The sequence below is a fragment of the Leisingera sp. ABD4_442 genome, from assembly GCF_056160905.1.
The window spans coordinates 51,472-77,963 of sequence record NZ_JBSWYB010000015.1 but is presented as its reverse complement, the minus strand read 5'-3'; the positions used below and the strand labels follow the sequence as shown (position 1 = coordinate 77,963).

General features: G+C 62.4%; 27 protein-coding genes. 17 read left to right on the top strand and 10 right to left on the bottom strand.

The window, feature by feature from the left end:
- Positions 1 to 16 precede the first annotated feature (16 nt).
- Together ACXAHG_RS13300 and ACXAHG_RS13295 are read right to left on the bottom strand one after the other, a co-directional pair.
- The gene (locus ACXAHG_RS13300; protein ID WP_475045135.1) at positions 17 to 721 is read right to left on the bottom strand and encodes a GntR family transcriptional regulator; all 705 of its coding nucleotides are present in this window, start codon (positions 719 to 721) and stop codon (positions 17 to 19) included.
- A gap of 142 nt (positions 722 to 863) precedes the next feature.
- Entirely contained in the window at positions 864 to 3,152 is a 2,289-nt protein-coding gene (locus ACXAHG_RS13295) for an Orn/Lys/Arg family decarboxylase (RefSeq protein ID WP_475058019.1), read from the bottom strand.
- A 165-nt stretch (positions 3,153 to 3,317) separates the two neighbouring features.
- On the opposite strand from ACXAHG_RS13295, the gene ACXAHG_RS13290 reads away from it, so the two are divergent.
- A complete protein-coding gene (locus tag ACXAHG_RS13290) occupies positions 3,318 to 3,770 on the top strand; it encodes a MarR family winged helix-turn-helix transcriptional regulator (protein ID WP_475058016.1) in 453 nt (150 codons plus the stop codon).
- 16 nt (positions 3,771 to 3,786) lie between these two features.
- A complete protein-coding gene (locus ACXAHG_RS13285) occupies positions 3,787 to 6,984 on the top strand; it encodes a 2Fe-2S iron-sulfur cluster-binding protein (RefSeq protein ID WP_475058013.1) in 3,198 nt (1,065 codons plus the stop codon).
- 91 nt (positions 6,985 to 7,075) lie between these two features.
- Here ACXAHG_RS13285 and ACXAHG_RS13280 read toward each other — a convergent pair whose 3' ends face one another.
- Together ACXAHG_RS13280 and ACXAHG_RS13275 are read right to left on the bottom strand one after the other, a co-directional pair.
- Positions 7,076 to 7,468 (bottom strand): hypothetical protein, encoded by a 393-nt coding sequence (locus ACXAHG_RS13280; RefSeq protein WP_475045130.1) that lies wholly within the window; start codon positions 7,466 to 7,468, stop codon positions 7,076 to 7,078.
- Positions 7,469 to 7,521: 53 nt separating this feature from the next.
- Positions 7,522 to 9,093, bottom strand: a complete 1,572-nt coding sequence (locus ACXAHG_RS13275) for a sulfatase family protein (RefSeq protein ID WP_475058011.1) — start codon at positions 9,091 to 9,093, stop codon at positions 7,522 to 7,524.
- Between the two features lie 21 nt (positions 9,094 to 9,114).
- Between ACXAHG_RS13275 and ACXAHG_RS13270 the strand changes: the two genes are divergently transcribed.
- The 3 genes from ACXAHG_RS13270 to ACXAHG_RS13260 all read left to right on the top strand — a co-directional run bounded on the left by ACXAHG_RS13270 (position 9,115) and on the right by ACXAHG_RS13260 (position 11,637).
- Entirely contained in the window at positions 9,115 to 9,996 is an 882-nt protein-coding gene (locus ACXAHG_RS13270) for a LysR family transcriptional regulator (RefSeq protein WP_475058009.1), read from the top strand.
- Positions 9,997 to 10,172: 176 nt separating this feature from the next.
- Positions 10,173 to 11,375 carry a GTP-binding protein gene (locus tag ACXAHG_RS13265; protein WP_475058007.1) on the top strand — a complete coding sequence of 401 codons (1,203 nt, stop codon included), beginning with the start codon at positions 10,173 to 10,175 and terminating at the stop codon, positions 11,373 to 11,375.
- On the top strand, positions 11,311 to 11,637 hold the full coding sequence (locus ACXAHG_RS13260) for a DUF6525 family protein (protein WP_475058004.1): 327 nt from the start codon (positions 11,311 to 11,313) through the stop codon (positions 11,635 to 11,637). The genes ACXAHG_RS13265 and ACXAHG_RS13260 overlap by 65 nt, the downstream gene beginning before the upstream one ends.
- A 17-nt stretch (positions 11,638 to 11,654) precedes the next feature.
- On the opposite strand, the gene ACXAHG_RS13255 is transcribed toward ACXAHG_RS13260, so the two are convergent.
- Positions 11,655 to 12,032 (bottom strand): winged helix-turn-helix transcriptional regulator, encoded by a 378-nt coding sequence (locus tag ACXAHG_RS13255; protein WP_475045123.1) that lies wholly within the window; start codon positions 12,030 to 12,032, stop codon positions 11,655 to 11,657.
- A gap of 114 nt (positions 12,033 to 12,146) precedes the next feature.
- On the opposite strand from ACXAHG_RS13255, the gene ACXAHG_RS13250 reads away from it, so the two are divergent.
- From ACXAHG_RS13250 to ACXAHG_RS13230, 5 genes are all read left to right on the top strand, one after another.
- On the top strand, positions 12,147 to 12,788 hold the full coding sequence (locus ACXAHG_RS13250) for an NAD(P)H-dependent oxidoreductase (protein WP_475045122.1): 642 nt from the start codon (positions 12,147 to 12,149) through the stop codon (positions 12,786 to 12,788).
- A 200-nt stretch (positions 12,789 to 12,988) separates the two neighbouring features.
- Complete coding sequence (locus tag ACXAHG_RS13245) at positions 12,989 to 13,471, top strand: hypothetical protein (protein ID WP_475045121.1); 483 nt, start codon at positions 12,989 to 12,991, stop codon at positions 13,469 to 13,471.
- Positions 13,472 to 13,726: 255 nt separating this feature from the next.
- The gene (gene rpsA / locus ACXAHG_RS13240; RefSeq protein WP_271906493.1) at positions 13,727 to 15,406 is read left to right on the top strand and encodes a 30S ribosomal protein S1; all 1,680 of its coding nucleotides are present in this window, start codon (positions 13,727 to 13,729) and stop codon (positions 15,404 to 15,406) included.
- Positions 15,407 to 15,497: 91 nt separating this feature from the next.
- A complete protein-coding gene (locus tag ACXAHG_RS13235) occupies positions 15,498 to 15,731 on the top strand; it encodes a hypothetical protein (protein WP_475058002.1) in 234 nt (77 codons plus the stop codon).
- Positions 15,719 to 16,822 carry an aromatic ring-hydroxylating oxygenase subunit alpha gene (locus ACXAHG_RS13230; protein ID WP_475057999.1) on the top strand — a complete coding sequence of 368 codons (1,104 nt, stop codon included), beginning with the start codon at positions 15,719 to 15,721 and terminating at the stop codon, positions 16,820 to 16,822. Before ACXAHG_RS13235 ends, ACXAHG_RS13230 begins: the two co-directional genes overlap by 13 nt.
- A 57-nt stretch (positions 16,823 to 16,879) precedes the next feature.
- Here the strand turns inward: ACXAHG_RS13230 and ACXAHG_RS13225 are convergent, their stop codons facing one another.
- Positions 16,880 to 17,077, bottom strand: coding sequence for a hypothetical protein (locus tag ACXAHG_RS13225; protein WP_475045118.1), 198 nt, complete (start codon positions 17,075 to 17,077; stop codon positions 16,880 to 16,882).
- Between the two features lie 114 nt (positions 17,078 to 17,191).
- The gene (locus tag ACXAHG_RS13220) at positions 17,192 to 18,565 is read right to left on the bottom strand and encodes an ammonium transporter (protein WP_475057997.1); all 1,374 of its coding nucleotides are present in this window, start codon (positions 18,563 to 18,565) and stop codon (positions 17,192 to 17,194) included.
- Positions 18,566 to 19,198: 633 nt separating this feature from the next.
- Here ACXAHG_RS13220 and ihfB point away from each other — a divergent pair.
- The 5 genes from ihfB (at position 19,199) to ACXAHG_RS13195 (ending at position 22,750) form a co-directional block, all read left to right on the top strand.
- Complete coding sequence (gene ihfB, locus ACXAHG_RS13215) at positions 19,199 to 19,483, top strand: integration host factor subunit beta (RefSeq protein WP_019298084.1); 285 nt, start codon at positions 19,199 to 19,201, stop codon at positions 19,481 to 19,483.
- The gene (locus ACXAHG_RS13210; RefSeq protein ID WP_475045115.1) at positions 19,483 to 19,833 is read left to right on the top strand and encodes a lipopolysaccharide assembly protein LapA domain-containing protein; all 351 of its coding nucleotides are present in this window, start codon (positions 19,483 to 19,485) and stop codon (positions 19,831 to 19,833) included. Before ihfB ends, ACXAHG_RS13210 begins: the two co-directional genes overlap by 1 nt.
- A 7-nt stretch (positions 19,834 to 19,840) precedes the next feature.
- The gene (locus ACXAHG_RS13205; RefSeq protein ID WP_475057995.1) at positions 19,841 to 20,494 is read left to right on the top strand and encodes a phosphoribosylanthranilate isomerase; all 654 of its coding nucleotides are present in this window, start codon (positions 19,841 to 19,843) and stop codon (positions 20,492 to 20,494) included.
- A 499-nt stretch (positions 20,495 to 20,993) separates the two neighbouring features.
- The gene (gene trpB / locus ACXAHG_RS13200; protein ID WP_475057993.1) at positions 20,994 to 22,253 is read left to right on the top strand and encodes a tryptophan synthase subunit beta; all 1,260 of its coding nucleotides are present in this window, start codon (positions 20,994 to 20,996) and stop codon (positions 22,251 to 22,253) included.
- Positions 22,254 to 22,483: 230 nt separating this feature from the next.
- Positions 22,484 to 22,750: a hypothetical protein gene (locus ACXAHG_RS13195; RefSeq protein ID WP_475057989.1), complete on the top strand. Its 267-nt coding sequence runs from the start codon at positions 22,484 to 22,486 to the stop codon at positions 22,748 to 22,750.
- A 28-nt stretch (positions 22,751 to 22,778) separates the two neighbouring features.
- Here the strand turns inward: ACXAHG_RS13195 and hmuQ are convergent, their stop codons facing one another.
- The 3 genes from hmuQ to ychF all read right to left on the bottom strand — a co-directional run bounded on the left by hmuQ (position 22,779) and on the right by ychF (position 24,865).
- Positions 22,779 to 23,099: a heme-degrading protein HmuQ gene (gene hmuQ, locus ACXAHG_RS13190; protein ID WP_475045108.1), complete on the bottom strand. Its 321-nt coding sequence runs from the start codon at positions 23,097 to 23,099 to the stop codon at positions 22,779 to 22,781.
- 118 nt (positions 23,100 to 23,217) lie between these two features.
- Entirely contained in the window at positions 23,218 to 23,595 is a 378-nt protein-coding gene (locus tag ACXAHG_RS13185; RefSeq protein WP_475057987.1) for a DUF2237 family protein, read from the bottom strand.
- Positions 23,596 to 23,767: 172 nt separating this feature from the next.
- Positions 23,768 to 24,865, bottom strand: coding sequence for a redox-regulated ATPase YchF (gene ychF / locus ACXAHG_RS13180; RefSeq protein ID WP_475057985.1), 1,098 nt, complete (start codon positions 24,863 to 24,865; stop codon positions 23,768 to 23,770).
- A 205-nt stretch (positions 24,866 to 25,070) separates the two neighbouring features.
- Between ychF and ACXAHG_RS13175 the strand changes: the two genes are divergently transcribed.
- Together ACXAHG_RS13175 and trpA are read left to right on the top strand one after the other, a co-directional pair.
- Positions 25,071 to 25,568 carry an acyloxyacyl hydrolase gene (locus tag ACXAHG_RS13175; RefSeq protein WP_475057983.1) on the top strand — a complete coding sequence of 166 codons (498 nt, stop codon included), beginning with the start codon at positions 25,071 to 25,073 and terminating at the stop codon, positions 25,566 to 25,568.
- Positions 25,569 to 25,650: 82 nt separating this feature from the next.
- A complete protein-coding gene (gene trpA / locus ACXAHG_RS13170) occupies positions 25,651 to 26,442 on the top strand; it encodes a tryptophan synthase subunit alpha (RefSeq protein WP_475057980.1) in 792 nt (263 codons plus the stop codon).
- The last annotated feature ends 50 nt before the right edge of the window (positions 26,443 to 26,492 follow it).

The following is a 26,492-nucleotide window of genomic DNA, read 5'->3' as shown; positions in this document are numbered from 1 at the left end:
TGGCGGCCGGGGCGGCCTACAGCCGGGTGGTCATCTTGTACCCTGGGGCAAAGAACAGCCGCGCCAGCGTCACGGGCTGATCGCGCAGCCATGTAATCCGTTCTGCAGAAAAGACGGGATCGCCTGCGGGCGCATCCAGGAATTCTGCAATCGCCTGGTCCGCCTTGGCCGCCATAAAGCTCAGTTCCAGGTTTGTGTAGGGTACCTTTTGCACCAGCCAGTCGTTGGGGCCTGACTGGCTGAAGTCTGCTTCCAGAACCCCGGGAATGCTATCCGTTACCACCCAGCGCACTTCGTATTGAAAGGGAGCATTATCCGCGAAATGCATGCATCTGAGGTGCAGCACCTCCTGCTGCGGGGCGATGTCCAGCCGGGCCGACAGCCAGGCAGGTGCGGGCATGACGCTACGCTCGACCAGCGCATAACGGTAATCCGCGCCCATTGCGGCGATCTCGTCGCGCACCAGGGGAATCGCAAATTGGGCCTTGCGCACCGGTGAATTCAGCACCCGGGTTCCAGCCTTGCGCTTGCGCTCCAGATATCCTTCCTCGGCCAGTTCCCTCAGGGCCCGGTTGACGGTGGTGCGGGTGCTGGAAAACTCTGCCGCCAGTTCCGTCTCGCTTGGCAACAGGCTGTCCGGTGCCCAGATCCGGTTCTGGATCCGGTCCAGAACAACCTGCTTGATGTCCCTGTAGCTCATGGTTTCGCGGGCGGATGGCATCGGGCCTCGTTCTTCATTAAAGAATTTTATTGCCTTTATATATACACATAATGCGGGCGCGGGAAAGCGCGAACCCGGCCGTGCCAGCCTGCCCGTGACAGCCCGCCAGTGCCAGCCTGCCCGTCAGGGCAGATTCTCTGCTTCACTCTGCAACGCAATCGGCAAAATACTGAGTTACCCCGTCGGGGCCGGTCTCCTGCACCAGCCCGTGAATGTCGGTCTCGAAACCGGGGCAGTCCCGTGCAAAAGCGCGGTTGAACTTCAGGTATTCAACGATTTTCCTGTTGAACACCTCGCCGGGGATCAACAGCGGAATGCCCGGCGGGTAGGGGGTTACCAGGCTGGTGGTGATACGCCCCTCCAGCTCATCTATCGGCACCCGCTGGGTGGTGCGCCGGGCGATATGGCTGAAGGCCTCGCTCGGCTTCATCGCTGGTGTCAGGTCGCTCAGGTACATCTCGGTCGACAGCCGCGCCACGTTGTTCTTGGCATAAAGCGCATGCACATGCGCGCACAGGTCGCGCAGCCCCATCTGCTCATAGCGCGGCTGGGTTCCGCAGAACTGCGGCATGGCGCGCCACATCGGCAGGTTGCGGGCAAAGTCATCCTTGAACTGCTGCAGCGCCGTCAGCAGCGTGTTCCAGCGGCCCTTGGTGATGCCGATGGTGAACATGATGAAGAAGGAATAAAGCCCGGTCTTCTCCACCACCACGCCATGCTCGGCCAGGTATTTGGTGACGATTGAGGCCGGGATGCCCCAGTCCTCGAACCGGCCATCCAGGTTGAGACCCGGAGTGATGATGGTGGCCTTGATCGGGTCGAGCATGTTGAAGCCCGGCGCCATGTCGCCAAATCCGTGCCAGCTGTCCTCGCCGCCTGCCTGCACACCGTCGGCATCGGTCCCTTTCAGCACCCAGTCCTTGGTGCTGCCGATGCCTTCCTCGGCCAGATCCTCTGGCCCCCAAACTTGGAACCACCAGTCATCGGCGCCGTATTCCTCATCGACCTTGCGCATGGCGCGGCGGAAATCCAGCGCCTCCATGATGCTTTCCTCGACCAGTGCGGTGCCGCCCGGCGGCTCCATCATCGCCGCCGCCACATCGCAGCTGGAGATGATCGAATACTGCGGGCTGGTGGAGGTGTGCATCAGATACGCCTCGTTGAACAGATGCCGGTCCAGCTTGGTCTCTTCACTGTCCTGCACCAGCACATGGCTGGCCTGGCTGATCCCCGCCAGCAGCTTGTGTATCGACTGGGTGGCATAGGTCACCGAATGCTTGGTGCGCCCGCGCTTGCGGCCCATCGCGTGGTAGGTGCCGTAAAACGGATGGAACGCCGCATGCGGCAGCCAGGCCTCGTCGAAATGCAAGTTCTCGGCATAGCCGTCCAGTTGCCCCTTGATCACCTCGGTGTTGTACAGAACCCCGTCGTAGGTCGACTGGGTCAGCGTCAGGATCCGCGGCTTCACCGCATCAGCATCCTCGTCCTTCAGCAGCGGATTAGCACGGATCTTCTCTTTGATGCTGTCAATCGCGAACTCAGAATGCGGGATCGGGCCGATGATGCCCCAATGGTTGCGGGTTGGCTTCAGGAATACCGGGATGGCACCGGTCATGATGATCGAATGCAGGATCGACTTGTGGCAGTTGCGGTCCACCACCACCACGTCGCCCGGCGCCACCGTGTGGTGCCAGACCATCTTGTTGGAAGTCGAGGTGCCATTGGTCACGAAATAACAGTGATCGGCGTTGAAGATCCGCGCCGCATTGCGTTCCGAGGCGCCAATCGCGCCATTGTGGTCCAGCAGCTGCCCCAGCTCCTCAACCGCGTTGCAGACGTCTGCCCGCAGCATGTTCTCGCCATAAAACTGGTGGTACATCTGCCCGACCGGGCTTTTCAGAAACGCCACGCCGCCGGAATGCCCCGGGCAATGCCAGGAGTAGGAACCGTCCTCGGCATAATCCAGCAGCTTCCGGAAGAACGGCGGCTGGATGCTTTCAAGATAGCCCTTCGCCTCGCGGATGATGTGGCGCGCCACGAATTCCGGCGTGTCCTCGAACATGTGGATAAAGCCGTGCAGCTCGCGCAGGATGTCATTGGGCAAGTGGCGGCTGGTCTTGGTTTCGCCGTAGATATAGATCGGCACATCGGCGTTTTTCCAGCGCACTTCCTCGATAAATGTGCGCAGGCTCAGCACCGCAGGGTCCAGATCCGGCCCCGGCGTGAACTCTTCGTCGTCAATCGATAGCACAAAGGCGCTGGCGCGGGACTGTTGCTGCGCAAATTGCGACAGGTCTCCGTAACTCGTAACCCCCAGCACCTCAAAGCCTTCGTCCTCAATCGCCTGTGCCATAGCTCGTATGCCGGAGCCTGAGATATTCTCGGAGCGGAAGTCTTCGTCAATGATGACAATGGGAAAGCGGAATTTCATGCTGTTCTCCTGGGAGCATGCCTGAATTGACGATACAGGCTGCCCGCGATGATGCAACGCCTCGCAGGGCGCAGATTGCGTATGTCCATCCGGGACCACCGCAAAGAGAGTATGTGCAGAATTGGCTGGCCTTTGACAGGTATATAGTTGACACTGTCAATTACCATGACTCAGGCACGATTCCACCTGCACCAATCCCTCGGCTACCAGATCACCATGCTGGCGCGTGTGATCGAACGCCGTTTTGAACAGCGCATCGCCGATTACGGGCTGACCCGTGTCACCTGGTGCGTGCTGCTGGCGGCCGGAAAGGAAAGGCTGGCAACCCCGTCGGAAATCGCGGATTTCATTGGCATCGACCGTACTGCCACCTCCCGCGCCCTGCGGCAGATGGAGACGCGCGGGATGCTCACCCGCTGCAGCGGTGAGGGCGACGGGCGTTCTATCCGGGTCGAATTGACCGCTGCGGGGCAGGCGGCGCTGCAGGCGGTGCTGCCCATCGCGCAGGAAAACGCCGCGTATTTCGAAGCCAAGCTGAGCAGTGAAGAACTGACCGCACTGCGCCGGTCCACCGCCAAACTGCTGCAGGACGAGCCGCGCATCGTCGCCAAGCTGTAACTCAAAGGGGCCATCCATGGGCAAACTGTTCTCCTACCGCAACCGGCCAGTGCATCTGGGACCGTACCCGATGGAGACCCTGGCGCGGCAAGCGGCACCTGAAGGGCTGGACGCGCTGCCGCCGATGGCGCAGATCAGTTTCTGCCGCCCGGATGCGCCGCTCTCCATAGTCAACGCAATGCGCGACTATCAGGCAATGCTGGACGCCACCCGCGAAGGCTTGGTGAAGAAGGAGCGCGCCGACATCCCCGCCAGCCCGCAGGAGCGCACGGATCATCTGAAGGCCTTCGGGTATTTCTGCGATGCCTCTCTGGCCGGTGCCTGCGCGGTGCCCTCCTGCGCGTGGCTCGATACACCGCTGGAGAACCCGGACGTGGCGGCGCTGGCGGACACCCTGCGCAGCAAGCAGACCAAGACCTTTGCCTCCGGCATCGACGTGGTGATGGCAAACTTGCGTGAGGCGATGCAGGCCCCGCCCGCGGACTGCAGCCACCACAGCCATGCGCTGGTCTATGTCTACGAATTCCCCCGCGACCCCGAAGCAGGGGAAGATGGCACCGATTGGCTTTCGGACGCCCAGGCCCAGCGCGCCTGCCTGCGGACGGCGGAAACCGTGGTGACGCTGGCAAACTACATCCGCCTTCTGGGCTGGGAGGCGCGCGCCCATACCGGTGCTGCCACAGATGTGCACCTGGGCCAGCTGGCGGTGCAGGCCGGGCTTGCCACCTATGAAGCCGGCGCCGTTATCAACCCGTTCCTTGGCAGCCGTTTCGGCATCGCTGCTGTCACCACCACGCTGGAACTGGCCCCCGATCTTCCACTGGCCCCAGGGCAGGCGCCGGGCCTCAAATACCGGCTGGGCCTTGGCGCCCACGCCAAGAGCGCGGCCACCCGCGACCCTTACGCCAAGCGCCGTTTCATGGATGGCCCGCACCCGTTCGAGACCCTGAAGCGGGTGCCCGACCCCACCACCTACATCGACGAGGTGAATGTCGCGCGGGTTCCGAAGCGCGCCGACATGTTCGCGCGCTCGCTGTTTGGCGACCTCGGCAAAGGCCCGCAAGAGGCAGCAAAGAACGGGAACTACGTCCGCAAATCCTCCTCTGCTTTCGCCTTCCGCTCTTCGCTCGCGGCCTTTGTGCTGCTGCAGGACGGCGAGGCTGCGCCGCAAGTGGACCCAAGTGCTGGCGACGCCGCCCGCAACGCCGCAAACATCAAGGCCGCGGCCTACTTCCTCGGCTGCGATGCGGTAGGCATCTCGCGCTGCCCGGACTGGGCTTACTACTCCCATGATGCCGCGGGCCAGCCGCTGGCGCCGTATCATGAGAACGCCATCAGCATCATCATCGACCAAGGCCATGAAACCATGGAGGGTGCCTCTGGCGATGACTGGATCGCCTGCGCCCAGTCGATGCGCGCTTACCTTCGGTTCTCGCTCTTGGGCGGGGTTATCGCGCAGCAGATCCGCAACCTCGGCTATACCGCCCGGGTGCATTCGGTGATGGACGGCGAAGTGCTGCAGCCGCCGCTGCTGCTGCTGTCCGGCCTTGGCGAGGTTTCCCGCATCGGAGAAGTAATCCTCAACCCCTTCCTCGGGCCGCGGCTGAAATCCGGCGCCGTGACGACCAACCTGCCGATGACCCATGACAAGCCGGTCGACTTTGGCCTGCAGCGGTTCTGCGAGGCCTGCAACAAATGCGCCCGCGAATGCCCCTCCGGCGCCATCACCGCTGGGCCAAAGCTGATGTTCAACGGCTACGAGATCTGGAAGTCCGACAGCCAGAAATGCACCACCTACCGGGTCACCGTGCCCGGCGGCGCCATGTGTGGCCGCTGCATGAAAACCTGCCCCTGGAATCTGGAGGGGCTGTTTGCCGAAGCGCCGTTCCGCTGGGCCGCAATGAAGGTACCTGGCAGCGCGCCGCTCTTGGCAAAACTCGACGACGCGCTGGGCAACGGCGAGGTGAACCCGGCCAAGAAATGGTGGTGGGATCTGGAGATGGCGGAGGAGGGACCCTATGCTCCCTCGCAGCATCCCGTGAATACCCGCAAGCTGTCCAAGGATCTGAACCTGAAGTTTGAAGACCAGACGCTCGCGGTCTATCCAGCACCGCTGGCGCCACCGCCTTATGCCTGGCCCGCCCCGATGGACCGCGAGGCCGGGATTGCCGCCTATCAGGCCATGATCCCCGCCGTGGAGCACAAGCGCCGCCGCGCCGCAGGCCTGCCGCCGGAGCATGTCTATTCTGCCGATCAGGGCACTGCGCCGGTGATGCGGGTGCGCCTGTCGAAGGTTGAGCACCTGACGGAGACGGTCACCAAGTATGAATTCTCCCTGCCGGATGGCTCACTGCTGCCGCCAGCCGCCGCTGGCGCCCATATCGACGTGGTCGTCGCGCCGGAGTTCTTCCGCCAGTACTCGCTGTCGGGCGATCCGGCGGACCGTTCGAAATACCAGATCGCGGTGCTGCGCGAGGACACGGGCCGCGGCGGCTCCAAACTCATGCACCGGATCTTTGAGGAAGGCCGGATGGTGTTCATCTCCAAGCCGATCAACCACTTCCCGCTGGTGGAGGACGCCGCCAAGACCTACCTCATGGGCGGCGGCATCGGGGTGACACCGATGATCGCCATGGCTCACCGCCTGCACGCGCTGGGGCGCGATTTCGAATTCCGCTATTCCTGTTCGAAACAGGCAAATGCTGGCTTCCTGCAAGACCTGCAGAACGTCCCCTGGGCGGACAGGGTGCATCTGCATTTCTCCGACCAGGGCACTCGCGCGGACCTGGCGCAAGTGCTGCAGTATGCGCCAGGCAGCCACGTATATACCTGCGGGCCGGAGGCCTACATGCAGGCGGTTCTGGATGCATCCGGGGCAAACGGCTTCCCCGAAGAGGCGCGCCATATGGAGTACTTCTCAGTCCCGGAGCAGCCGGAATATGAAAACCACGCCTTTACTTTGAAGCTGGCAAAATCGGGCCGCGAAATTCGGGTTCCGGCAGAACAGACCGCCACAGAAGCGCTGGCCGAAAGCGGCATCCACGTGGATGTGAAATGCTCAGACGGGATCTGCGGCGTCTGCAAATGCGGGTTGATTTCCGGTGCGGCGGAGCACCGCGACTTTGTGCTGTCGAACAAACAGCGCGAGGGTGCCATCATCCTGTGCCAGTCCCGCGCGCAAGCGCCGGATGGGGTACTGGAAATCGATCTCTGAGCCGCGGGCCGGAGGGTGCAGTGCAATTTTCTTCAGAAAGAAAATTGCCAAAAGTTTTTCTGAAAACTTTTGCGCGCGGGACGGCGGCGGCTCAGAACGGCTGCCGCTCTCCCAGCAGATAGCGGCCAACATCTATGGCATCGAAAACCAGCGACACTGCAATCACCGCACAGATCATCAGGATGATCCGCCGCGGCCAGGCGGGCATCTCAGGCCGCGCCCCCTGCCGCCACAGCCAAATCACCAGCGGCGTCCACAGGATCACATGCGGCAGCCCCAGAAGCCGCACATATCCCAGCTGGCCGTAGATCCAGTAAACCCCGCCCGCGGCCAGGGTGCTTGCCGCGACTGTTATGAGGCCGTGCAGACGGCTGGGCTGCCAGATCAGCAACGTCAGCGGCAGAACAAAGGCCCCTATAAACAGGATGTTGACCCAAATCTGCACCCACTGAGGCTGGGTTGCAATTGCCTCTTCCAATGTCATCGCGCGGCCCTCCTGGCCGCGACCCTAGGCAACGGCAGGGCAGGCGGCAAGGGCTACAGCGGCGATCCTTCACGCATCCTGTCCTGCTCGTCCGGCGTTGGCGTGTGGTTGAAAACATAGGCCGTGCGGCAGGCCTCTTCGCCACCCAGTTCCTCGATCCTGCGGCGCTGATCGGCGAAAGCACGGGCGTTCACCTCTTCCGGGTCGCAGATTGCGCGCAGCCGCCGCTCGCCCTCAGCCAGCGCCGCCTTGATCTCCGGATCCTTCACCCCGTCCATCGCCCGGTTAATCTGCTCATGCGGATCCGTTTCCAGATTGAACAACTGCGGCTGCATCCCGGCGTAATAGACATATTTCCACTTGCCCCAGCGCACCATGAAGGCACCGGTTTTCGAGCCGCCGTCGTGGTATTCGCTAAAGCCGGTCCGGGCTTCATCATAGTGCGCGCTGGCAACTGAACGCAGGGAGACGCCCGGCAGTTCCGCAGCCTCCGTCATGCCGCAAACCTCGCGCGCGGTGGCGGCGATATCGGTCAGGCTGGTGCAGGTCGCCAACCTGTGCCCGGCCGGAATCCCCGGCCCGGCCGCAATCATCGGCACCCCGGCCGATTGCTCATACATCACCTGCTTGGTCCAGAACCCCTGATCCCCCATCATGTCACCATGGTCCGACACGTATAGGATCACGGTGTTTTCCAGCTGGCCGCCGGCCTCCAGCGCCCGGATCACCCGGCCCACGCAGTCATCCATGAAAGATGTCAGCCCGTAATAAGCCGCCTTGGCCTCGCGCATCTTCTGTTCGTCGAAATAGTCATCGTAGTTGAAGAACTCCGCGATATTGCGCAGCTCCTCATGGTCCGGCAGCCCCTCGCCATAGCCAACCGGCAGGTCCATCTCTGCCGGTTCATACATGTTGTACCACTCCTCGGGGCACGTGAGGGGGTAGTGCGGGCTCACCAAGGAGACAAACGCTGCCCAGGGCTGCTGCTGCCGCTTGGGATCGGCAAGCCAGGCTTCCGCCGCAGCCGTGATCGCGAGGTCATAGTCAGTATAGGTGCTGGACCCGGCGCCGACGTCGCCCGCCAGTTCCGCCGCCGAGTCATAGGGCGGCGGGTTCTCCCGCAAGAGACCAATGGCCCAGCCCACACCGCCCACCACATGCATCGGCACGATCTCCTCGGAAAACCCGTTGTCATCCTCAACTGAGCGGAAATGCAGCTTGCCGATCGACACCACCTCGCGGCCCGCCTCCCGCAGGGCGTGCATCCAGCTGCGGGGGCTGCCGCTGTAGGGCGTGGCGCTGTCCCAATGGCCGGTCTTATGCACCCAGTCCCCGGTGGCCAGCGCCGCGCGGGTGGGAACGCACATGGGCGAGGGCGTATAGGCAGCAGTAAACATTGTGCCACGTTCTGCCAGCGCATCCAGGTTTGGTGTCTTCACAATCGGATGGCCGGCACAGCCCATCGCATCCTTGCGGTGCTCGTCGGAAATAATCACCAGGAAATTCGGCTGCTCGCTCATCGGATCCTCCCATTTGGCCGCCTGCGCCACGATGGTCAGGAAGGCAGGCCACACTGTTCTGGAAATCCGCACGGCAATCCAATAGATAAATTTTCCAACTCCCAATAAGAAAATTAATGGCCTGGCATGACAATACCTCTGAAGTGGCTGCATAATTTCGAAGCCGTGGCACGGCTGGGCAACATGACGCTGGCAGCGCAGGAGGTCGGGCTGACACAAGCGGCGCTCAGCCAGCAGATGCAGGCGCTGGAAACCCACCTGAAATTGCAGCTGTTCACCCGCGAGCCGCGCGGCATGTCTCTCACCGCTTCCGGCGCCCAGCTCTATAGCGACGTCTCGCCGGGGCTGGAGCAGATCAACAACGCACTGAAACGCTACCAGCAGCCGCAAGGCAGCCGCCTTCGCATTCTCTGCAACGCTAGTTTCGCCCTGCGCTGGCTGATCCCCAATCTGCCCAGGTTCCACGCCCTCTATCCTGAAATCCAGGTGGAAACCCGCACTGCGCTTTGGCGGCCTGAGCGGCACGGCTACGACCCGGATGCCGAGATTTTCCTCGCCGGCCCCGTGCAGCCGGCGCCGGCCAAGGCGATTGTGCATTGCGAAATGGCTGCGGTCCGGGCGCCAGGCTGCGCTGATGAAGGGCCGCTGCCGGTGATCCGCATCAGCGGTCAGGAAAGCCTGTTCGAGGAATGGCTCAAGACGCCGCGCTTTGCGGCCGGAACGATCCGCCAGACCCTTGAAGTGGACAGCGTGCACGCGGCGGTAAGCCTGGCCGCCGATGGCCTGGGCTGGACCCTGTGCCCGTCGTTCCTAGTCCGCGAAGAATTACGCACGGGGCGGCTTCTCGCGGTTGATGCCGGTGTGGCTGTGCCCAAACGGGCCTATTGGCTGCAGCTGAAAGACCGCCCCAGCGCGGCAGCCGAAGCCTTCTATGATTGGATTTCTGCGGCGGCGCCCGCCGCTCAAACCGGAAATTGCGCCGCCGCCCCGGCGCCGCGAGGGGATTGAGAAGGTGCACAGGAACCGCACCTTCTTCTTTGCAGAAATACTCAAAATTCCGAGGCCGGCCACAGGCATTGCGCGGCGATAGATGGCGCTTGCCCGGTTTCCTTCTTGCAGGCGCGCAGATGGGCTGCTATTCCCGCCGCGATAAATGTTATGATATAACATAAATGGAGATCTGCATGACGGACAACAGGCTGCCGGTCACGGTGCTGTCGGGCTTTCTTGGGGCGGGCAAGACCACGCTCTTGAACCACGTTCTGAACAACCGGGCAGGCCGCCGGGTTGCGGTGATCGTCAACGACATGAGCGAGGTGAACATCGACGCAGACCTGGTGCGCGGCGGGACGGAACTGTCGCGCCAGGATGAGAAGCTGGTGGAAATGACCAACGGCTGCATCTGCTGCACCCTGCGCGACGACCTGCTGCAGGAGGTGCGCCGCCTCGCAGACGAGAGGAGGTTTGACTACTTGCTGATCGAAAGCACCGGCATCGCCGAACCCTTGCCGGTGGCGGCGACCTTCGATTTCCGTGATGAAGAAGGGGCCAGCCTCTCCGACGTCGCCCGGCTCGATACGATGGTCACGGTGGTCGACGCTGTGAACCTGTTGCGCGACTTCGCCAGCCATGACTTCCTCAGCGACCGTGGCGAAAGCCTGGGCGAGGAAGACGACCGCACATTGGTCAACCTGCTGACCGATCAGATCGAGTTTTCCAATGTCATCATCTTGAACAAGGTGTCGGACGCAGGACCGGATCAGACCGCTGCGGCGATGGCTGTCATCAAGGCGCTGAACCCGGATGCTGAGGTAATTCACACTGATTACTCCGAAGTCGACGGAAACCGAATTTTCGACACTGGCCGCTTCGATTTTGACAAGGCGCATGAACACCCCCTGTGGGCCAAGGAGCTCTATGGGTTTGCGCACCATGTGCCGGAAACCGAGGAATACGGCATCTCCTCCTTTGTCTACCGCGCCAAACGCCCCTTTGATCCCGCCAAAATCCACGCGCTGCTGAATGGCGACTTGCCCGGGGTGATCCGTGCCAAGGGCCATTTCTGGCTGGCCACCCGCCCGGAATGGGCCGCTGAGTTCTCGCTGGCCGGGGCGATCTCTTCTGTCCGGCCGCTGGGCCTGTGGTGGGCGGCGGTGCCAACGGAACGCTGGCCAACGCATCCTGAGGCCCGGCGCGAATTCCTGCAGAACTGGGATGAGACCTGGGGCGACCGGCGGCAGGAGTTGGTGTTCATCGGGGCAGGCCTCGACAAGGAAGCCACCACCGCGCGGCTGGACGCTTGCCTGATGCCGGAAACGGCGAATGGCTTCGACCCGGCCTGGGCTTCCTTGGATGACCCCTTCCCAAGCTGGCGCCGCAATGGCTGACCGCAGGGCGCGCCGTAATCTCAACTCGCGCCTGAAAAGGAGGCGCAGGGCGGGGGATCCGATGCAAGCCTATGATGCCTTGCCGCCGGCATTGCGGAAGTGGCTGGCGTCCGCCTGCCTGCCTTGGAGCCCGGCCTCAGCGCTCAGGCTCTGGAGCAAGGCGGGCGGCCGCCGCGATCCTGCTGCTGCGGCCGCGCGCCTGGATGCGGCCGAACAGGCAATGCTGAAACAGGACGCACGCGTCTGGGCATTCCGGCAATAACCGCAAGGGCCGCCGCCTCAGGCGGTCTTCTTCTCCGCCTCCGCCGAGGCATCAAACTCTGCCCGCGCCGCATCAATCACAGGCAGATGCTCCAGCGCCCACAGCCCCAATGCCCTGACCGGTTCGCGGAACGACTCGCCTAAGGGCGTCAGCGCATATTCGACCTTGGGCGGGATCGTCGGGTAATAGGTGCGGCTCACCAGCCCGTCACGCTCCAGCTCGCGCAAGGTAAGGCTTAGCATCCGCTGGGAAATCCCCAGGTGCCGCTTCAGCTCATTGAATCGCAGCACGCCGTATTGCGCCAAGGAGATCACAATCAGCACGCTCCAGCGGTCGCCGACCCGCGACAGCACCTCGTTGATGCGCCCGCACTCCGGGCATTGCGCCTCCGCCATGGTGGTTCCTTCCGTGTAACCGGGGCTCAGGAATGTGCCTTCTTGCGCCCTTTCCAGTGCTGATTGTATAGCCGGTTACAAATTTATACTACCCTTTCTGAAAGGACCGGACACATGAGCAAGAGCACCCTGATCGAGAAGCTGAACTGGCGTTATGCCACCAAGAAAATGGACCCGGCCAAGGCCGTCCCACAGGAGAAGGTTGACCAGATCATCGAGGCGATCCGCATGGCGCCGACCTCGTCGGGCACCCAGCCGTTTGAGGTTTTTGTCATCACCAACCCGGAGATCCGCGCGCAGATCCGTCCGCATGCCTGGGACCAGGCGCAGATCACCGACGGCTCGCATCTGATCGTCTTTGCCGCCTGGGACAACTACTCCGAGGACCGGATCGACGCAGTCACCCGCCAGATGACCGAGGAGCGCGGCGAGATCCCGATGCTGAACCAGTATTACGATAACCTCAAGGCGACCTACCTGCCGCGGGAAGAGCGAACCAACCACGACCACGCCGCCCGCCAGGCCTATATCGCGCTGGGCTTTGCCCTGGCCGCTGCCGCCGAGCTGGAGGTGGACAGCACCCCGATGGAAGGTTTCACGCCTGAGAAAGTCGATGAAATCCTGGGCCTGCGCGGCAAGGGCCTGCGTTCTGTCCTCTTGCTGCCGCTTGGCTATCGCCAGGAAGACGGCGACTGGCTCTTGCCGATGAAAAAGGTGCGCAAACCCCGTGAAACCATCGTGACAGAGATCGCCTGAAGGCCCAATAAACACTGGCGGTAGGCGGCCCAGGACGGCGCCGCCTGCTGCCGCCCTCCTGGGAAATGCAAGGAAAGAACCTTTAATATACTGATTTCATGCTACATTAGGAAATGAGCGCCATTTTATGTTTACGAGTCCCTGCGGCATCCTGAGGGCGGCTGCCGCTAGGAGCGACATTACCGGGGGCCGCCTGAGGCATGTTTACTGCAGACTTTTCCGTCAGCGATCTGGAGCCTGAGCTGAAGTTCATCTTCCTGCTTTGGAAAAGCGCTGCGGAGGGCGGGCGCTTCCCGCGGCTTACGGAATTCGGCCTTCCGAATGCCGAAAAAGCCCCGAATGTCCTATCTATCTTTGAAATTGAGCGCACAGACGCCGGCAGTCTGTCCAATTTCAAGGCCATCTATGCCCGCAGCAAGCTCAGCAACACGCTCCGAAGCAAGCTGGTGGGCACCAGGCTGACCGAACACCCCGGCAAGGGCCCCGGGTCGCTGGTCTGGAGCTGCTTTGCAGAAGTGGCCGGCAATCCCCGCCCGCTGATGGTGTCGCTGCCCTATGTCGGTCCGCTGCCCGGCTTCCGAAGCTCGAACGAAGTGTTTCTGCCGCTCCTGGGGGAGAAGGACGCGGTTGAGTTCGTTCTGGTCGGTGTGGTGCTGCTGGAGCGGGAATACTGGCGGCAATAGCAGCGCAGCCCTTCTCGCCGCCTTGCGGCGCTGGGCTTTCCCCTTGCACGCTCATGGGAATCCGCCTATACGCGCGCTGTCAGAACATGGGCGGCAAACGTCCGGGCGGCATATCTGAGCAGGGCTGGGGAATACCTCGGCCCTTTGTGTTTGTTTGATCAGATCTGCTCCGGGCCACGTTCTGGACTGGCTTAACCAAGACCGGCGGAGACAACCGCCCGGCCAGAAACACTAGTAAAGGAAACCTGAGACCTCATGGCTCAAAACGCATCGATGGAGGAATTCGAAGCCCTCCTGAACGAAAGCTTCGAAATGGACACCCCGGACGAAGGTTCGGTTGTCAAAGGCAAAGTGCTGGCAATCGAAGCCGGCCAGGCCATCATCGACGTCGGCTACAAAATGGAAGGCCGCGTTGATCTGAAAGAATTCGCAAACCCCGGCGAAGCGGCTGAAATCGCAGTCGGCGACGAAGTGGAAGTGTTCCTGCGCGCCGCTGAAAACGCCCGTGGCGAAGCCGTCATCTCCCGCGAGATGGCCCGCCGCGAAGAAGCCTGGGACCGCCTGGAAAAAGCCTACGCAGACGATCAGCGCGTCGAAGGCGCGATCTTCGGCCGCGTCAAAGGCGGCTTCACCGTCGACCTGGGCGGCGCTGTTGCCTTCCTGCCCGGCTCGCAGGTTGACGTGCGCCCCGTGCGCGACGCAGGCCCGCTGATGGGTCTGAAGCAGCCGTTCCAGATCCTGAAAATGGACCGCCGCCGCGGCAACATCGTTGTCTCCCGCCGCGCGATCCTCGAAGAGTCCCGCGCCGAGCAGCGCGCCGAAGTCATCGGCAACCTGTCCGAAGGCCAGGCAGTGGACGGTGTCGTCAAGAACATCACCGAATACGGTGCGTTTGTTGACCTGGGCGGCGTTGACGGCCTGCTGCACGTCACCGACATGGCATGGCGCCGTGTGAACCACCCCTCCGAGATCCTGTCGATCGGCGAAACCGTCAAGGTTCAGGTCATCAAGATCAACAAAGAGACCCACCGCATCTCCCTCGGCATGAAGCAGCTGCAGGAAGATCCGTGGGATCTGGTTGGCGCCAAGTACCCGCTGTCCTCCGTGCACAAGGGCCGCGTCACCAACATCACCGATTACGGTGCATTTGTTGAGCTGGAGCCGGGCGTCGAAGGTCTGGTCCACGTCTCTGAGATGTCCTGGACCAAGAAAAACGTCCACCCGGGCAAAATCGTCTCCACTTCCCAGGAAGTCGACGTCATGGTTCTGGAAATCGACGGTGCCAAGCGTCGCGTCTCCCTGGGCCTCAAGCAGACCATGCGCAACCCGTGGGAAGTGTTCTCCGAGAACAACCCCGAGGGCACTCAGGTCGAAGGCGAAGTCAAGAACATCACCGAATTTGGTCTGTTCATCGGCCTCGACGGCGACATCGACGGCATGGTTCACCTGTCCGACCTGTCCTGGGACGAGCGTGGCGAAGATGCGATCCAGAACTACCGCAAAGGCGACATGGTTTCGGCCGTTGTCTCCGAAGTGGACGTTGACAAAGAGCGTATCTCGCTGTCGATCAAAGCCCTGGGCGGCGACAAGTTCGCCGAAGCCGTGGGCGGCGTGAAGCGCGGCTCGATCGTGACCGTGGAAGTGACCGCAATCGAAGACGGCGGCATCGAAGTGGAATACGAAGGCATGAAGTCCTTCATCCGCCGCTCCGACCTGTCCCGCGATCGTGCCGACCAGCGCCCCGAGCGTTTCTCGGTTGGCGACAAGGTCGACGTGCGCGTCACCAACGTCGACTCCAAGACCCGCCGCCTGGGCCTGTCCATCAAGGCGCGCGAGATCGCGGAAGAGAAAGAAGCAGTGGAACAGTATGGCTCCTCGGACTCCGGCGCATCGCTGGGCGACATCCTGGGCGCCGCACTGAAGTCGGGCGACTAATCTCCCCGGCCTCACGGCTGACAATCGAAAGCCCCGCAGGCGACTGCGGGGCTTTTTTTGTTGGGGCAGGCTCAGTCCCTGCTGCAGGTGCGTGGCCGCCTTTCAAAACCAGGCGAAGGCCTGCCCTGGGTTCTCGAGTGTCTCACACAGCGATCAAGAGAATTCACAAGTCATTGATTTAACTTCTGAAACCGACCTCTCTGCCGCATTTGAGCAGCCTGAAACCGACCTGAACGGCGGATGTGAAGGCGAAGCAGACGCAGGCCTGATGCAGATTCGGCATCAAGCCAAAGATACCCGGAGGAGGCAAAAATGGGCGAAATGAGCTTTGCGGGCGGTGTCTACACCACCTTGCCGGCCCGCAGCTACACGGATGAGCCGCTCTTTGCGCAGGAGAAGGTGCAGATCTTCCGCCGGTCCTGGCAGCTGATCGGCCACGCCAACGATATCCCCAATGCAGGCGATTATGTGGTGGAGGAGGTTTCGGGCACTTCCGTGATTGTGATGCGCGGTCAGGATGCGGAGATCCGTGCGTTTTACAATGTCTGCATCCACCGCGGCCATGAGCTGTTGGAGGGCAAGGGCTGCGCCAAGAAGATGACCTGCCCGTATCACGCCTGGACCTATGACACCACGGGCCAGCTGCGCGCCGCGCCCAATGCCGCGAACTTCCCCGGGTTCGACAAGTCGCAGCACAAACTGCGCCAGGTGCGGGTGGAAGTGTTCTTTGGGCTGGTGCTGGTCAATCTGGATGCAGAGGCCGCACCCTTTGCCGACTTGGCCGCGGACGCCATACCCGAGATCCAGGACTATGCACCGAATCTTGCCAGCTACCACAGAGCGGCGCGGACCGAACGGATGGCTTCGGCAAACTGGAAGGTAGTCGCCGAAAATTTCAACGAATGCTACCACTGCGCGGTGGTGCATAAGACCCTGACCACTGGTGTGGTGGACCCGGACGCGTACCGTACGCGCGGTTATGGTTACGGCATTCGCCACGTCTCGCCCGCACGGTCTGACGAGAAGAAGAGCTATTCCTATGTGGCCGACCCGGAGGCAAAGACCGACAAGTTCCTGACCTGGTGGTTCTTTCCGCTGGTGGCGCTGCAGGTTTATCCCGGCGGCATCGTCAACACCTACCGCTGGAAGCCGTTAGGGGTGAATAAAACCAAGATCGAAGTCGATTGGTGGCTGCCCGAAGCCACGCCGAACCCGGTCGAGGAAGAGATCATCCTGCAGCACCGCCACACCACCTTTGCCGAGGACGGGCCGATTGTGGATTCCGTGCAGCGCGGGCTGGAATCCGGCGGTTTCGACACTGGGCCGCTGGTGGTGGATGCCGTCTGCTCATCACAGTCGGAACACCCGATTATGGCCTTTCTGGAACACTACCGGAACGCGATGGCAAATGGTTGATTAAGGGCAGGCGGCTGCGCGGGCTCTTCTGGTTGCGCGGCTGCTCTGCTCCGGTCCCTAGTTCGGCCGGACGGCCACCAGCACCACGCCAAGTTCCTCTTCCAGCTCCTGCAGCCTTTTCAGCTGGTCATCGGGCAGGGCGGCGGTATCCGCTTCGACGCCGGCCAGTGCCACCACCGGGCTGCCGATGTCCTTTTCGAGGGCCTTGATCGCGTCCAGTTTGTCAGCCTCAAGCGAGGCAAGCGGGTACAGCATGGTCGTCTCCTCATTGTTGATGAGGTCAACTATAGCCGATTCTTTGAACTTCAGGCCTGCAGTCACGAAAAAAGGCCCCGGCAGCAACCGGGGCCTTCTGCAATTCAGCCGCGATCAGGCGCGCTGTGCGCTGTCCGCGTGAGTGACAACATCCGGCTCCAGGTCCCAGACTTTGCCGTCCAGCCCGTCGATCTGGTCGTCCTCAGAGACCCGCAGGCCCACGGTGCGTTCCAGGATGAAGGACAGGATCAGCGCGGTGACCACCCCTGTGCCGATGCAGACCGCGGTGCCCGCCAGCTGCATCACCAGCGAAATCTCACCATGCTGGAACGCATAGGCGCCTTCCTCGATCCCGAAATAGCCGCCGCGCGGGGTGCCGGCCTTGAACAGGCCCAGCAGCACCATGCCCAAAGTGCCGCAGCCCAGGAACAGCGGGAACAGCTTGTGCTCGTCGATGCCGCGCTTCAGCGTGAACTCATAGACCGCATAGGCCGCGAAAGGTGCCGCCAGGCCGACGATGAAGGCCTGCCAGGGCAGGTAGACATCAAAGCCGGACGCGCCGGCAACATAGCCTGCCAGCGGCCCTAGCAGGGTATATGCGTATTTGCCGGTGGCATAGGCAATCAGCAGCCCGGTGATGGCACCGCCGGCCCAGACCATGGCGTAGTTGTTGATGGCGATGCCGACGCTGGTGTCGGCCATGGTGACGCTCACGGCCAGTGCTTCGGGATCAAAGAAGAACAGGCAGGACAGGATCACCATCGGCAGGCCCGCAAAGATCAGCAGCAGGCCTGGCGCGCACAGCCCGATGCTGGGCGCCAGATAGGCCGAGATCCGCGGATGCGGCGCCATCATGCCGGGGCGCGCGCCCAGCTTGGGGGTGAACACCAGTGCCATGCCGGCCGGGAACAGGTAGACAAAGCCCACACCAAAGAAGTCGTGAAAGCCCGCATTGGTCAGCGGCCCAACCGAGCCCCAGGTCGCCCAGCTGAGCGCCGAAGAAACCACTGCCGCCACGATGCAGGTGATGAAATAGGCCGAGGCCTTCATCCGCTCGGACACCGCGAAATGCAGCAGGATGTTGATGATGCCCGCAAACACCGCCAGGAAAAAGATGAAGATCTGGAAGGTGTTCAGCCCCGGGAACGTCGCCGGGTCGGTATGATGCGCCAGCGCATTGGTCAGGGCGCCGCCCAGCCACCAGTCCTTGATCGAATCCATCATGGTCGCGCCTTCCATGATGTAATATTGCCCGGCCCACAGGCCGAACCCGATGACGTAATAGGTGGCAAAGCCGAGGAAGAACCCCAGCGACTTTTCAATGGTCGAGTTGAACAGGTTCCGGCGCCGCGCCGTGCCCGCGTCGATCAGCAGCAGGCCGACCACAACCAGGATCGCGCCCACGATCCCCGAGGCGTACAGAATATTCTGTACCAGCGAATTCAGGGTAACTTGCTGAGCATATATTGTGCTCACATCCAGTGACATTTCCAGTTTTCTCCATGTTGTCTTGTTATTGTGCCGGTTGTTGTCCACCGGCTTAGGCTGGCTGGCCCGCGCTGCTGCCAGCAGCGGCACGGGGCCGGGTTTTGGATCACCGGATCAGGCCAGATGGCCCGGCCCGCCCGGTTCCAGGGAATGATGAGTGATCCGGGCCTCTTTACAAAGGTAAATTTTATCATCATGAATAAATATTTCACCACACGGCGCATATGGCCGAGTCGCTGCCGCATCCGGCGCAGGTCGGGGCAGGGGCTGCCCGATTTCGCGGCAGACGGTGGCTGGTGAAGGGCGCAGATCCGGCACCGCCCCCGGCGGTCCCGACTCTGATGCACCGGCCTGGGCGCGGGCAATCCTCCGGGAAAAGGCCGCCCTGGGGCCGGTCCGCAACGCTGGCAGCGCCTGCGAATCAAATCTTGCGCAAAGATCTGCGGTCTGCCGTTGCCGCACTGCGGCGGCGCCGTGTGGCGCCGGAATGGCGCCCCGGGGGGCAAAAACCTGGTAATGCGGTGCCGATTTGCCGCCCGGAGCCGCGGCATTTTGTTCCCCCATGCGGGGATTTTTCCTATACTCTCAGAATAATAGCCAAAGCATAATGCTGTCCTGGGAGGAATTTGGATCATGATCCGCTCTGAGCTTATTCAGAAGATTGCAGACGAAAACCCGCACCTGTATCAGCGGGATGTGGAGAGGATCGTGAACACGGTGTTCGAGGAAGTAACCGATGCCATGGCCCGCGGCGACCGGGTTGAACTGCGCGGTTTCGGTGCCTTTTCGGTCAAAAAACGGGATGCGCGCACCGGCCGCAATCCCCGCACCGGTGAAACGGTCGAAGTCGAGGAAAAACACGTGCCGTTCTTCAAGACGGGTAAACTCTTGAGGGACCGCCTGAACGGGAAAGCCTGATGCGTTACATTCGCTACGCGATTCTTGGGGCACTGGCCATCGGGCTGGTGTCCGTGGCTCTTGCCAACCGCGCCGTTGTTGAGCTGAAACTGATGCCCGATGCCCTGGCAGAGCTGTTCGGCTTCAACCACGGCATTTCGCTGCCGTTGTTCGTGGTGGTACTGGGCGGTGTTGGCACCGGGCTGGTGATCGGCTTCCTGTGGGAGTGGATGCGCGAGCACAAGCATCGCAGCGAAGCCGCCCAGAAGGCGCGCGAAGCCCGCAAGCTGAGCCGCGAAGTGACCCGGCTCAAGAAGCAGAAGAACGAAGGCAAGGACGAGGTCCTGGCGCTTCTCGAAGACGCGGGCTGAGCCACTCATGACTGACATCCGGGTAAAGATCTGCGGGCTCAGCAGCCCGCGGGATGTGGCTGCCGTTGCCGCGGCAGGGGCCGCCTATGCGGGTTTTGTGTTCTTCCCGAAATCGCCGCGCAACGTCTCCATCGCCCAGGCGGCCGCGCTGGCTGTCGAAGCGCCCATAGGCCTGTGCAAGGTGGCGCTGACAGTGAACGCCTCGGACGCGGAACTGGACGCCATCACCGGCGCGGTGCCGCTTGACATGCTGCAGCTTCACGGCAAGGAAAGCCCGGAGCGGGTGGCAGAGGTGCGGACCCGCTACGGCCTGCCGGTGATGAAGGCGGTGGGCATCGCCGATGCCGCCGACATCCCTCAGATTGCGCTGTATGAACAGGTGGCAGATCAGCTGTTGATCGACGCCAAGCCGCCGAAGGAGGCAGAGCTGCCCGGGGGCAACGGCCTCGCCTTTGACTGGCGGCTGCTGGCGGGGCGCAAATACTGGCAGAAGCCCTGGATGCTGGCCGGCGGGCTGACACCTGAAAACGTGGCAGAAGCGATCCGCATGACCGGCGCTCGGCAGGTGGATGTCTCCTCCGGCGTCGAAAGCGCACCAGGCGAAAAGGATGCGGGTCTGATCGGGGCCTTTACCAGGGCGGCACACGCCGCCCGCGGCTGACGCCTTGCATTTCCCATTGGCAGCGATCGCGGCTCCGCCGGGATTTGAGTATTTAGGGAAAGATGAAAACACCGGGCCTGCACCTTCATCTGTCCAAAAATACTCACTGCGCGGCATCAGCGGCACACGCAGCGCCCAGGGTGTTGCGCACCCTGCGTACGCTGGTCTCACGGGATCTTAAGCGGCGTGCGGCAAAGTCCCAGTCGATCGCGGTCACCGCCGGGCCTGACACCCCCGGCACCTTGGAACAGGGCCCTTTGGCAAGGGCACGCAGAGACAACGTTTAGCGTGCGGGAGGAACCTCCCGTCCCGCCTCCGCCCTTTGGCGGCGCCGCCATACTTATCCTTCCGCCTCTTAAGGCAGGCAGCACAGCAAAGATTAGCAGCACACCGGCAGGGCAGGGGCCTTGGCCGGACGCAGCTGGTTGCGCAATCTCCCTTTACCAAGCCGCTGCCGCGCTATAGTCATTGCGGGCGCTGCGAAAGTGAGGGAAGAACCATGGCCGACGATCTTTTCAACAGCTTCATGAACGGTCCGGACGAACAGGGCCGCTTTGGCATCTTTGGCGGGCGTTTCGTTTCCGAAACCCTGATGCCGCTGATCCTGAGCCTTGAGGAAGAATACAACAAAGCCAAGGACGACCCCTCCTTCTGGGCCGAGATGGAGGACCTGTGGAAACACTACGTCGGCCGCCCCAGCCCGCTTTATCATGCGGAGCGCCTGACGGCGGAACTGGGCGGCGCCAAGATCTATATGAAGCGCGACGAACTCAATCACACCGGCGCGCATAAAGTGAACAACGTGCTGGGCCAGATCCTTTTGGCGCGGCGCATGGGCAAGACCCGCATCATTGCCGAAACCGGTGCGGGCCAGCACGGTGTGGCCACCGCTACCGTTTGTGCCAAGTTCGGCCTCAAATGCATTGTTTACATGGGCGCCCATGACGTGAAGCGCCAGGCGCCGAACGTCTTCCGCATGCGCCTTCTGGGTGCCGAAGTGGTCCCGGTCACTTCTGGCCGCGGCACCCTGAAGGACGCGATGAACGACGCCCTGCGCGACTGGGTGACCAACGTGCGCGACACCTTCTATTGCATTGGCACCGCAGCCGGCCCGCACCCCTACCCGGCGATGGTGCGCGATTTCCAGTCCGTGATCGGCAAGGAAGTCCGCTGGCAGCTGGCCGAGCAGGAGGGCGAAGGCCGCCTGCCGGACACCGTGATTGCCGCAATTGGCGGCGGCTCCAACGCCATCGGCCTGTTCTACCCGTTCCTCGATGACCCCTCGGTCAAGATCATCGGCGTCGAAGCAGGCGGCAAAGGCGTCGACGACCGGATGCAGCATTGTGCCTCGCTCACCGGCGGCCGCCCCGGCGTGCTGCACGGCAACCGCACCTACCTTCTGCAGGACGAGGACGGCCAGATCCAGGAAGGCTTCTCAATCTCTGCGGGCCTCGACTACCCGGGCATCGGGCCGGAGCATTCCTGGCTGCATGACACGGGCCGCGCCGAATATGTCTCGATCACCGACAAGGAAGCGCTGGAGGCCTTTCAGCTCAGCTGCCGCACCGAGGGCATCATCCCGGCGCTGGAGCCCAGCCATGCGCTGGCCCATGTGACCAAGATCGCGCCGGACCTGCCCAAGGACCACATCATCGTGATGAACATGTGCGGCCGCGGCGACAAGGACGTGTTCACTGTTGCCAAGCATCTGGGCTTTGACATGTCCGACACCGAAGAGGGGCGCACCTTCGAAGAGTGACCCGCCCCTGCGGAGCACGAATACCCTATTGAAACGGCATCCCGCCACGGGGTGCCGTTTTCCGTTGCCGCAGAAGATTCCTGCGCACCCGGCATGGTCTGCGCGCGGATTAAACCCTTGGTCTACGCCGGCTCTGCCGCCGGACACAGGCCGATAAACCAAAGTTCAATGGCCTGTGAGCGGCCTGCGTGGCTTCATGAAGGGACAGCGAAGACCCTGGAAGGATGCCCATGACCCCGCCGATGCCTTGCCTGAAACTGACCCCCGGCCCCGGCCCGCAATGCCCCAAACGGCTGCGCAGCGCGCTGGAGGAGAAACTGTCGCGCCTGGGCTATGGCAGGATTTCCTTCATCGAGGAAGGGCCGGATCTGCTGGTCACGGCCCGCAAGGGAAATGAGGTGCTGGGCGCGGTCTATGACATGCCCAGCGGCGCGCTGATGGCGCAGGATATCTGGCAGGCGGGCAGCACGGGCGATCCCGGCCAGCTGGCGGGGTGAGGCTGGCACGCGGCCAGCCCCGGCGGCTTCAGGCCTCGTGCAGGACGGTCTCGAAACCCTCGAACTGCGGATGGCCCAGGATCGGGCTTTCGCCTTCGCGCTTGCCGGCATTGCGGTGGGCGTCTCGGAACTGTTCGGATTTGGTCCAGGCTTCGAAATCTTCGCGGCTGTCCCAGATCACATGGCTGGAATAGAGCCGGTGATCCCCGCCTTCCGGCCCCTTCAGCAGGCGGAATTCGCGGAACCCCTTCAGCTCTTTCAGTCGGCTTTCCCGCGCCTTCCAGATGTTTTCGAAATCTGCTTCGCGGCCCGGGCGGATCTTAAAGCGGTTCATGGCGATATAGCTCATGGGCGAGCCTCCTTGTAGTGGGATGATGTGCAGGGAGGCTGGCAGCGCCGGCGAGGGACCGGCGGGCTGGCTGGGTGCTGCCATAGCGGCAAACCCGGAGGCGGGTCAATGCGGCAGTTCAGGCCGGGTCGGCAGCATAGCTTTGCAGGACGCTCAGCGGCACGATGTCCAGCGCCCGGGCATGGGTGGCTTCCAGATGCACCTTGGGGGCGCAGCCTTCATCCGCGGCCTGCAGGAACCGCGCGGCGCACAGGCACCAGCAGTCGCCGGGCTGCAGGCCGGCAAAGTTGAACTCCGGCCGCGGCGTCGACAGGTCGTTGCCGACGTATTTGGAGAACGCCAGGAATTCCGCCGTCGTCACTACGCAAACCGTATGGCTGCCGTGATCCTCGGCGCAGGTATTGCAGTGGCCGTCGCGGAAGAAACCGGTCAGCGGCGCGGCGGAGCAAGGCGCAAGCGGGCCGCCCAGAACGTTGATGCTGTCGTCTTTTTCCATGGAAGGCCTGCCCTTGCTGCGTGCATCTGTAACTGTAGCGCGATTGCGCCGCCCGTCCCGGGAATTCCGGCAACGCGTTTGCTGCCTGCAGCATTGCCCCAGGCCAAGACAAAAAGCAAACCGCCCGCCAGCGGGGCTGACGGGCGGCAGGAAAAATCACCGGAACAAGGGATCAGGTGTTGAACAGGAAGTGCAGCACGTCGCCGTCTTTGACGACATAGCTCTTGCCCTCGGCGCGCATCTTGCCCGCTTCCTTGGCGCCCTGTTCGCCATTGCAGGCGATGAAATCGTCATAGGCGATGGTTTCGGCGCGGATGAAACCTTTTTCGAAATCGCCGTGGATCACGCCGGCCGCCTGCGGCGCCGCGGTGCCGGTGCGGATAGTCCAGGCGCGGGCTTCCTTGGGGCCGACGGTGAAATAGGTTTCCAGGTGCAGCAGCTCATAGCCCGCGCGGATCAGCCGGTCGAGGCCGGCTTCTTCCAGACCCATTTCCTCCAGGAACATCTGGGCTTCTTCGGCGTCCAGCTGGCTGATCTCTTCCTCGATCTGGGCAGAGATGATCACATGGCTGTTGCCCTGCGCCGCGGCCATTTCGGCCACTTTGGCGGAGTGTTCGTTGCCCTCGACCGATTCCGACTCGCCTACGTTGCAGACATAAAGCACCGGTTTGGTGGTCAAAAGCTGCAGCATCTTCCAGGCCTTGGCGTCCTCGGCATCGACCTCGACCAGACGGGCAGGCTTGCCGTCTTCGAGCATCGCCTGCGCGGCGGCCAGCAGGCGGTCCTGCTGCTGGGCCTCCTTGTCGTTGCCCTTCAGCTTGCGCACCAGGTTGGCGCGGCGCTTCTCGATGCTTTCGAGGTCGGCCAGCATCAGCTCGGTCTCGATCACCTCGGCATCCGTAACCGGATCGACGCGGCCGTCCACATGGGTCACGTCGCCGTCTTCAAAACAGCGCAGAACATGGGCAATCGCATCCGTTTCACGGATGTTGGCCAGGAACTGGTTGCCCAGGCCTTCGCCCTTGGAGGCGCCTTTGACCAGGCCCGCAATATCGACAAAGGTCATCCGGGTCGGGATGATCTGCTTGGATCCGGCAATCGCCGCCAGCTTATCCAGCCGCGCGTCCGGCACGCCGACCTCACCCACGTTGGGTTCGATGGTGCAGAACGGAAAATTGGCCGCCTGCGCCGAGGCGGTTTTGGTCAGCGCGTTGAACAGTGTCGATTTACCCACGTTGGGCAGGCCGACGATTCCCATTTTAAAGCCCATTCCGGCCTCCTGATACCACTTGGGAGCTGCTTCTAGGCAGCATTGCAGGCCCGTGCAAGCCATGTAAGGCTGGCAAAAGGGCCACAAAGCCCAATGTGCAAGGCTGCACAGTAAGCCCTCATATTGCTTTTTCGTGAGGCGGCTTGGAAAAGAAACGCAAAAAAATATCTTGGTGCAAAGAAAATATTACTGCGAGGGGCTTGATATGAAACAGACAGCTTTGCTGGCGGCAGCACTTTCGGCATCCATGGCCGTGCCGGCGGCGGCCCAAGAGGTGACGCTGGGTCTGGGATATTCCGACTACCACCGGGAAACCGCAGAGGATGGCGCGCAATTTGCCATTGATTACCTGCACCGCCCCTTTCACGAGGGGAGGCTGTTCTCCACCCGGTTCGGCGCGACACTGGAGGTGCAAGAGACCGGTGATGTGTTTGCCGGTGTTGGGATCAGCGCGGTGGTTGACCTGAAGAACGACTGGTTTATTGAAAACAGCGTGATGCCGGGCGCCTATCACGAGAGCTCTGCCGGCAACGATCTGGGCTCTGCCTTTGAAATCCGCACCCTGCTGGCGGTGGGCAAGCGGTTTCAGAACGGCCGCGCGGTGTCGCTGGCCTTCAGCCATAAATCCAACGCCTCTACCGCGGATGAGAACCCGGGTGTGAACTCCCTGACCCTGCGCTGGCATATTCCGCTGGGTGGCTGAGCCGGGCTGCAAAACTGCGCGGGATTGATTTCCCGCGCAACATTCGGCACACCGGGGCGGACAGATTTCAAAAGGCCCGCCCATGACCCGTATTGATGCCAAATTCGCCGAACTGAACGCCGCCGGCAAGAAAGCCTTTGTCACCTATGTGATGGCGGGCGATCCTGACTATGCGACCTCCTTGGAGGTGGTGAAAGGGCTGCCGGGTGCTGGTGTCGACATCATCGAGCTGGGCCTGCCGTTCACCGATCCGATGGCCGACGGGCCGACCATTCAGCTGGCGGGGCAGCGTGCGCTGGACGGTGGTATGACGCTGGAAAAGACGCTGCAGCTGGCCGCAGATTTCCGCAAAGGCGACGACACCACCCCGATCGTGCTGATGGGCTATTACAACCCGATCTACAGCCGCGGCGTGGACAAGTTCCTGGAGGACGCCAAGGCCGCGGGCATCGACGGGCTGATCGTGGTGGACCTGCCTCCCGAGGAAGATGACGAGCTGTGCATCCCGGCGCAGCAGGTGGGGTTGAACTTCATCCGCCTGGCGACCCCCACCACCGACGACGCGCGCCTGCCCAAAGTGCTGCAGAACACCTCCGGCTTTGTCTATTACGTGTCGATCACCGGCATCACCGGCGCCGCAGAGGCCGAGGCCGGCGATGTCGGCCCTGAGGTTGCCCGCATCAAGGCGGCGACCGATCTGCCGGTCATCGTGGGCTTTGGCATCAACACACCGGAGAAGGCGCAAAACATCGCGTCTATTTCGGACGGCGCGGTTGTGGGCAGTGCCATCGTAAGCCAGATCGGCGCGGGCAAATCCCCGGCGGAGGTGCTGGCGTTTGTGAAATCTCTCGCCGATGGTGCCCACAAGGGCTGACGCACGGGCACAAACAGGTTTGGAAAACCGCGCCTTCGGGCGCGGTTTTT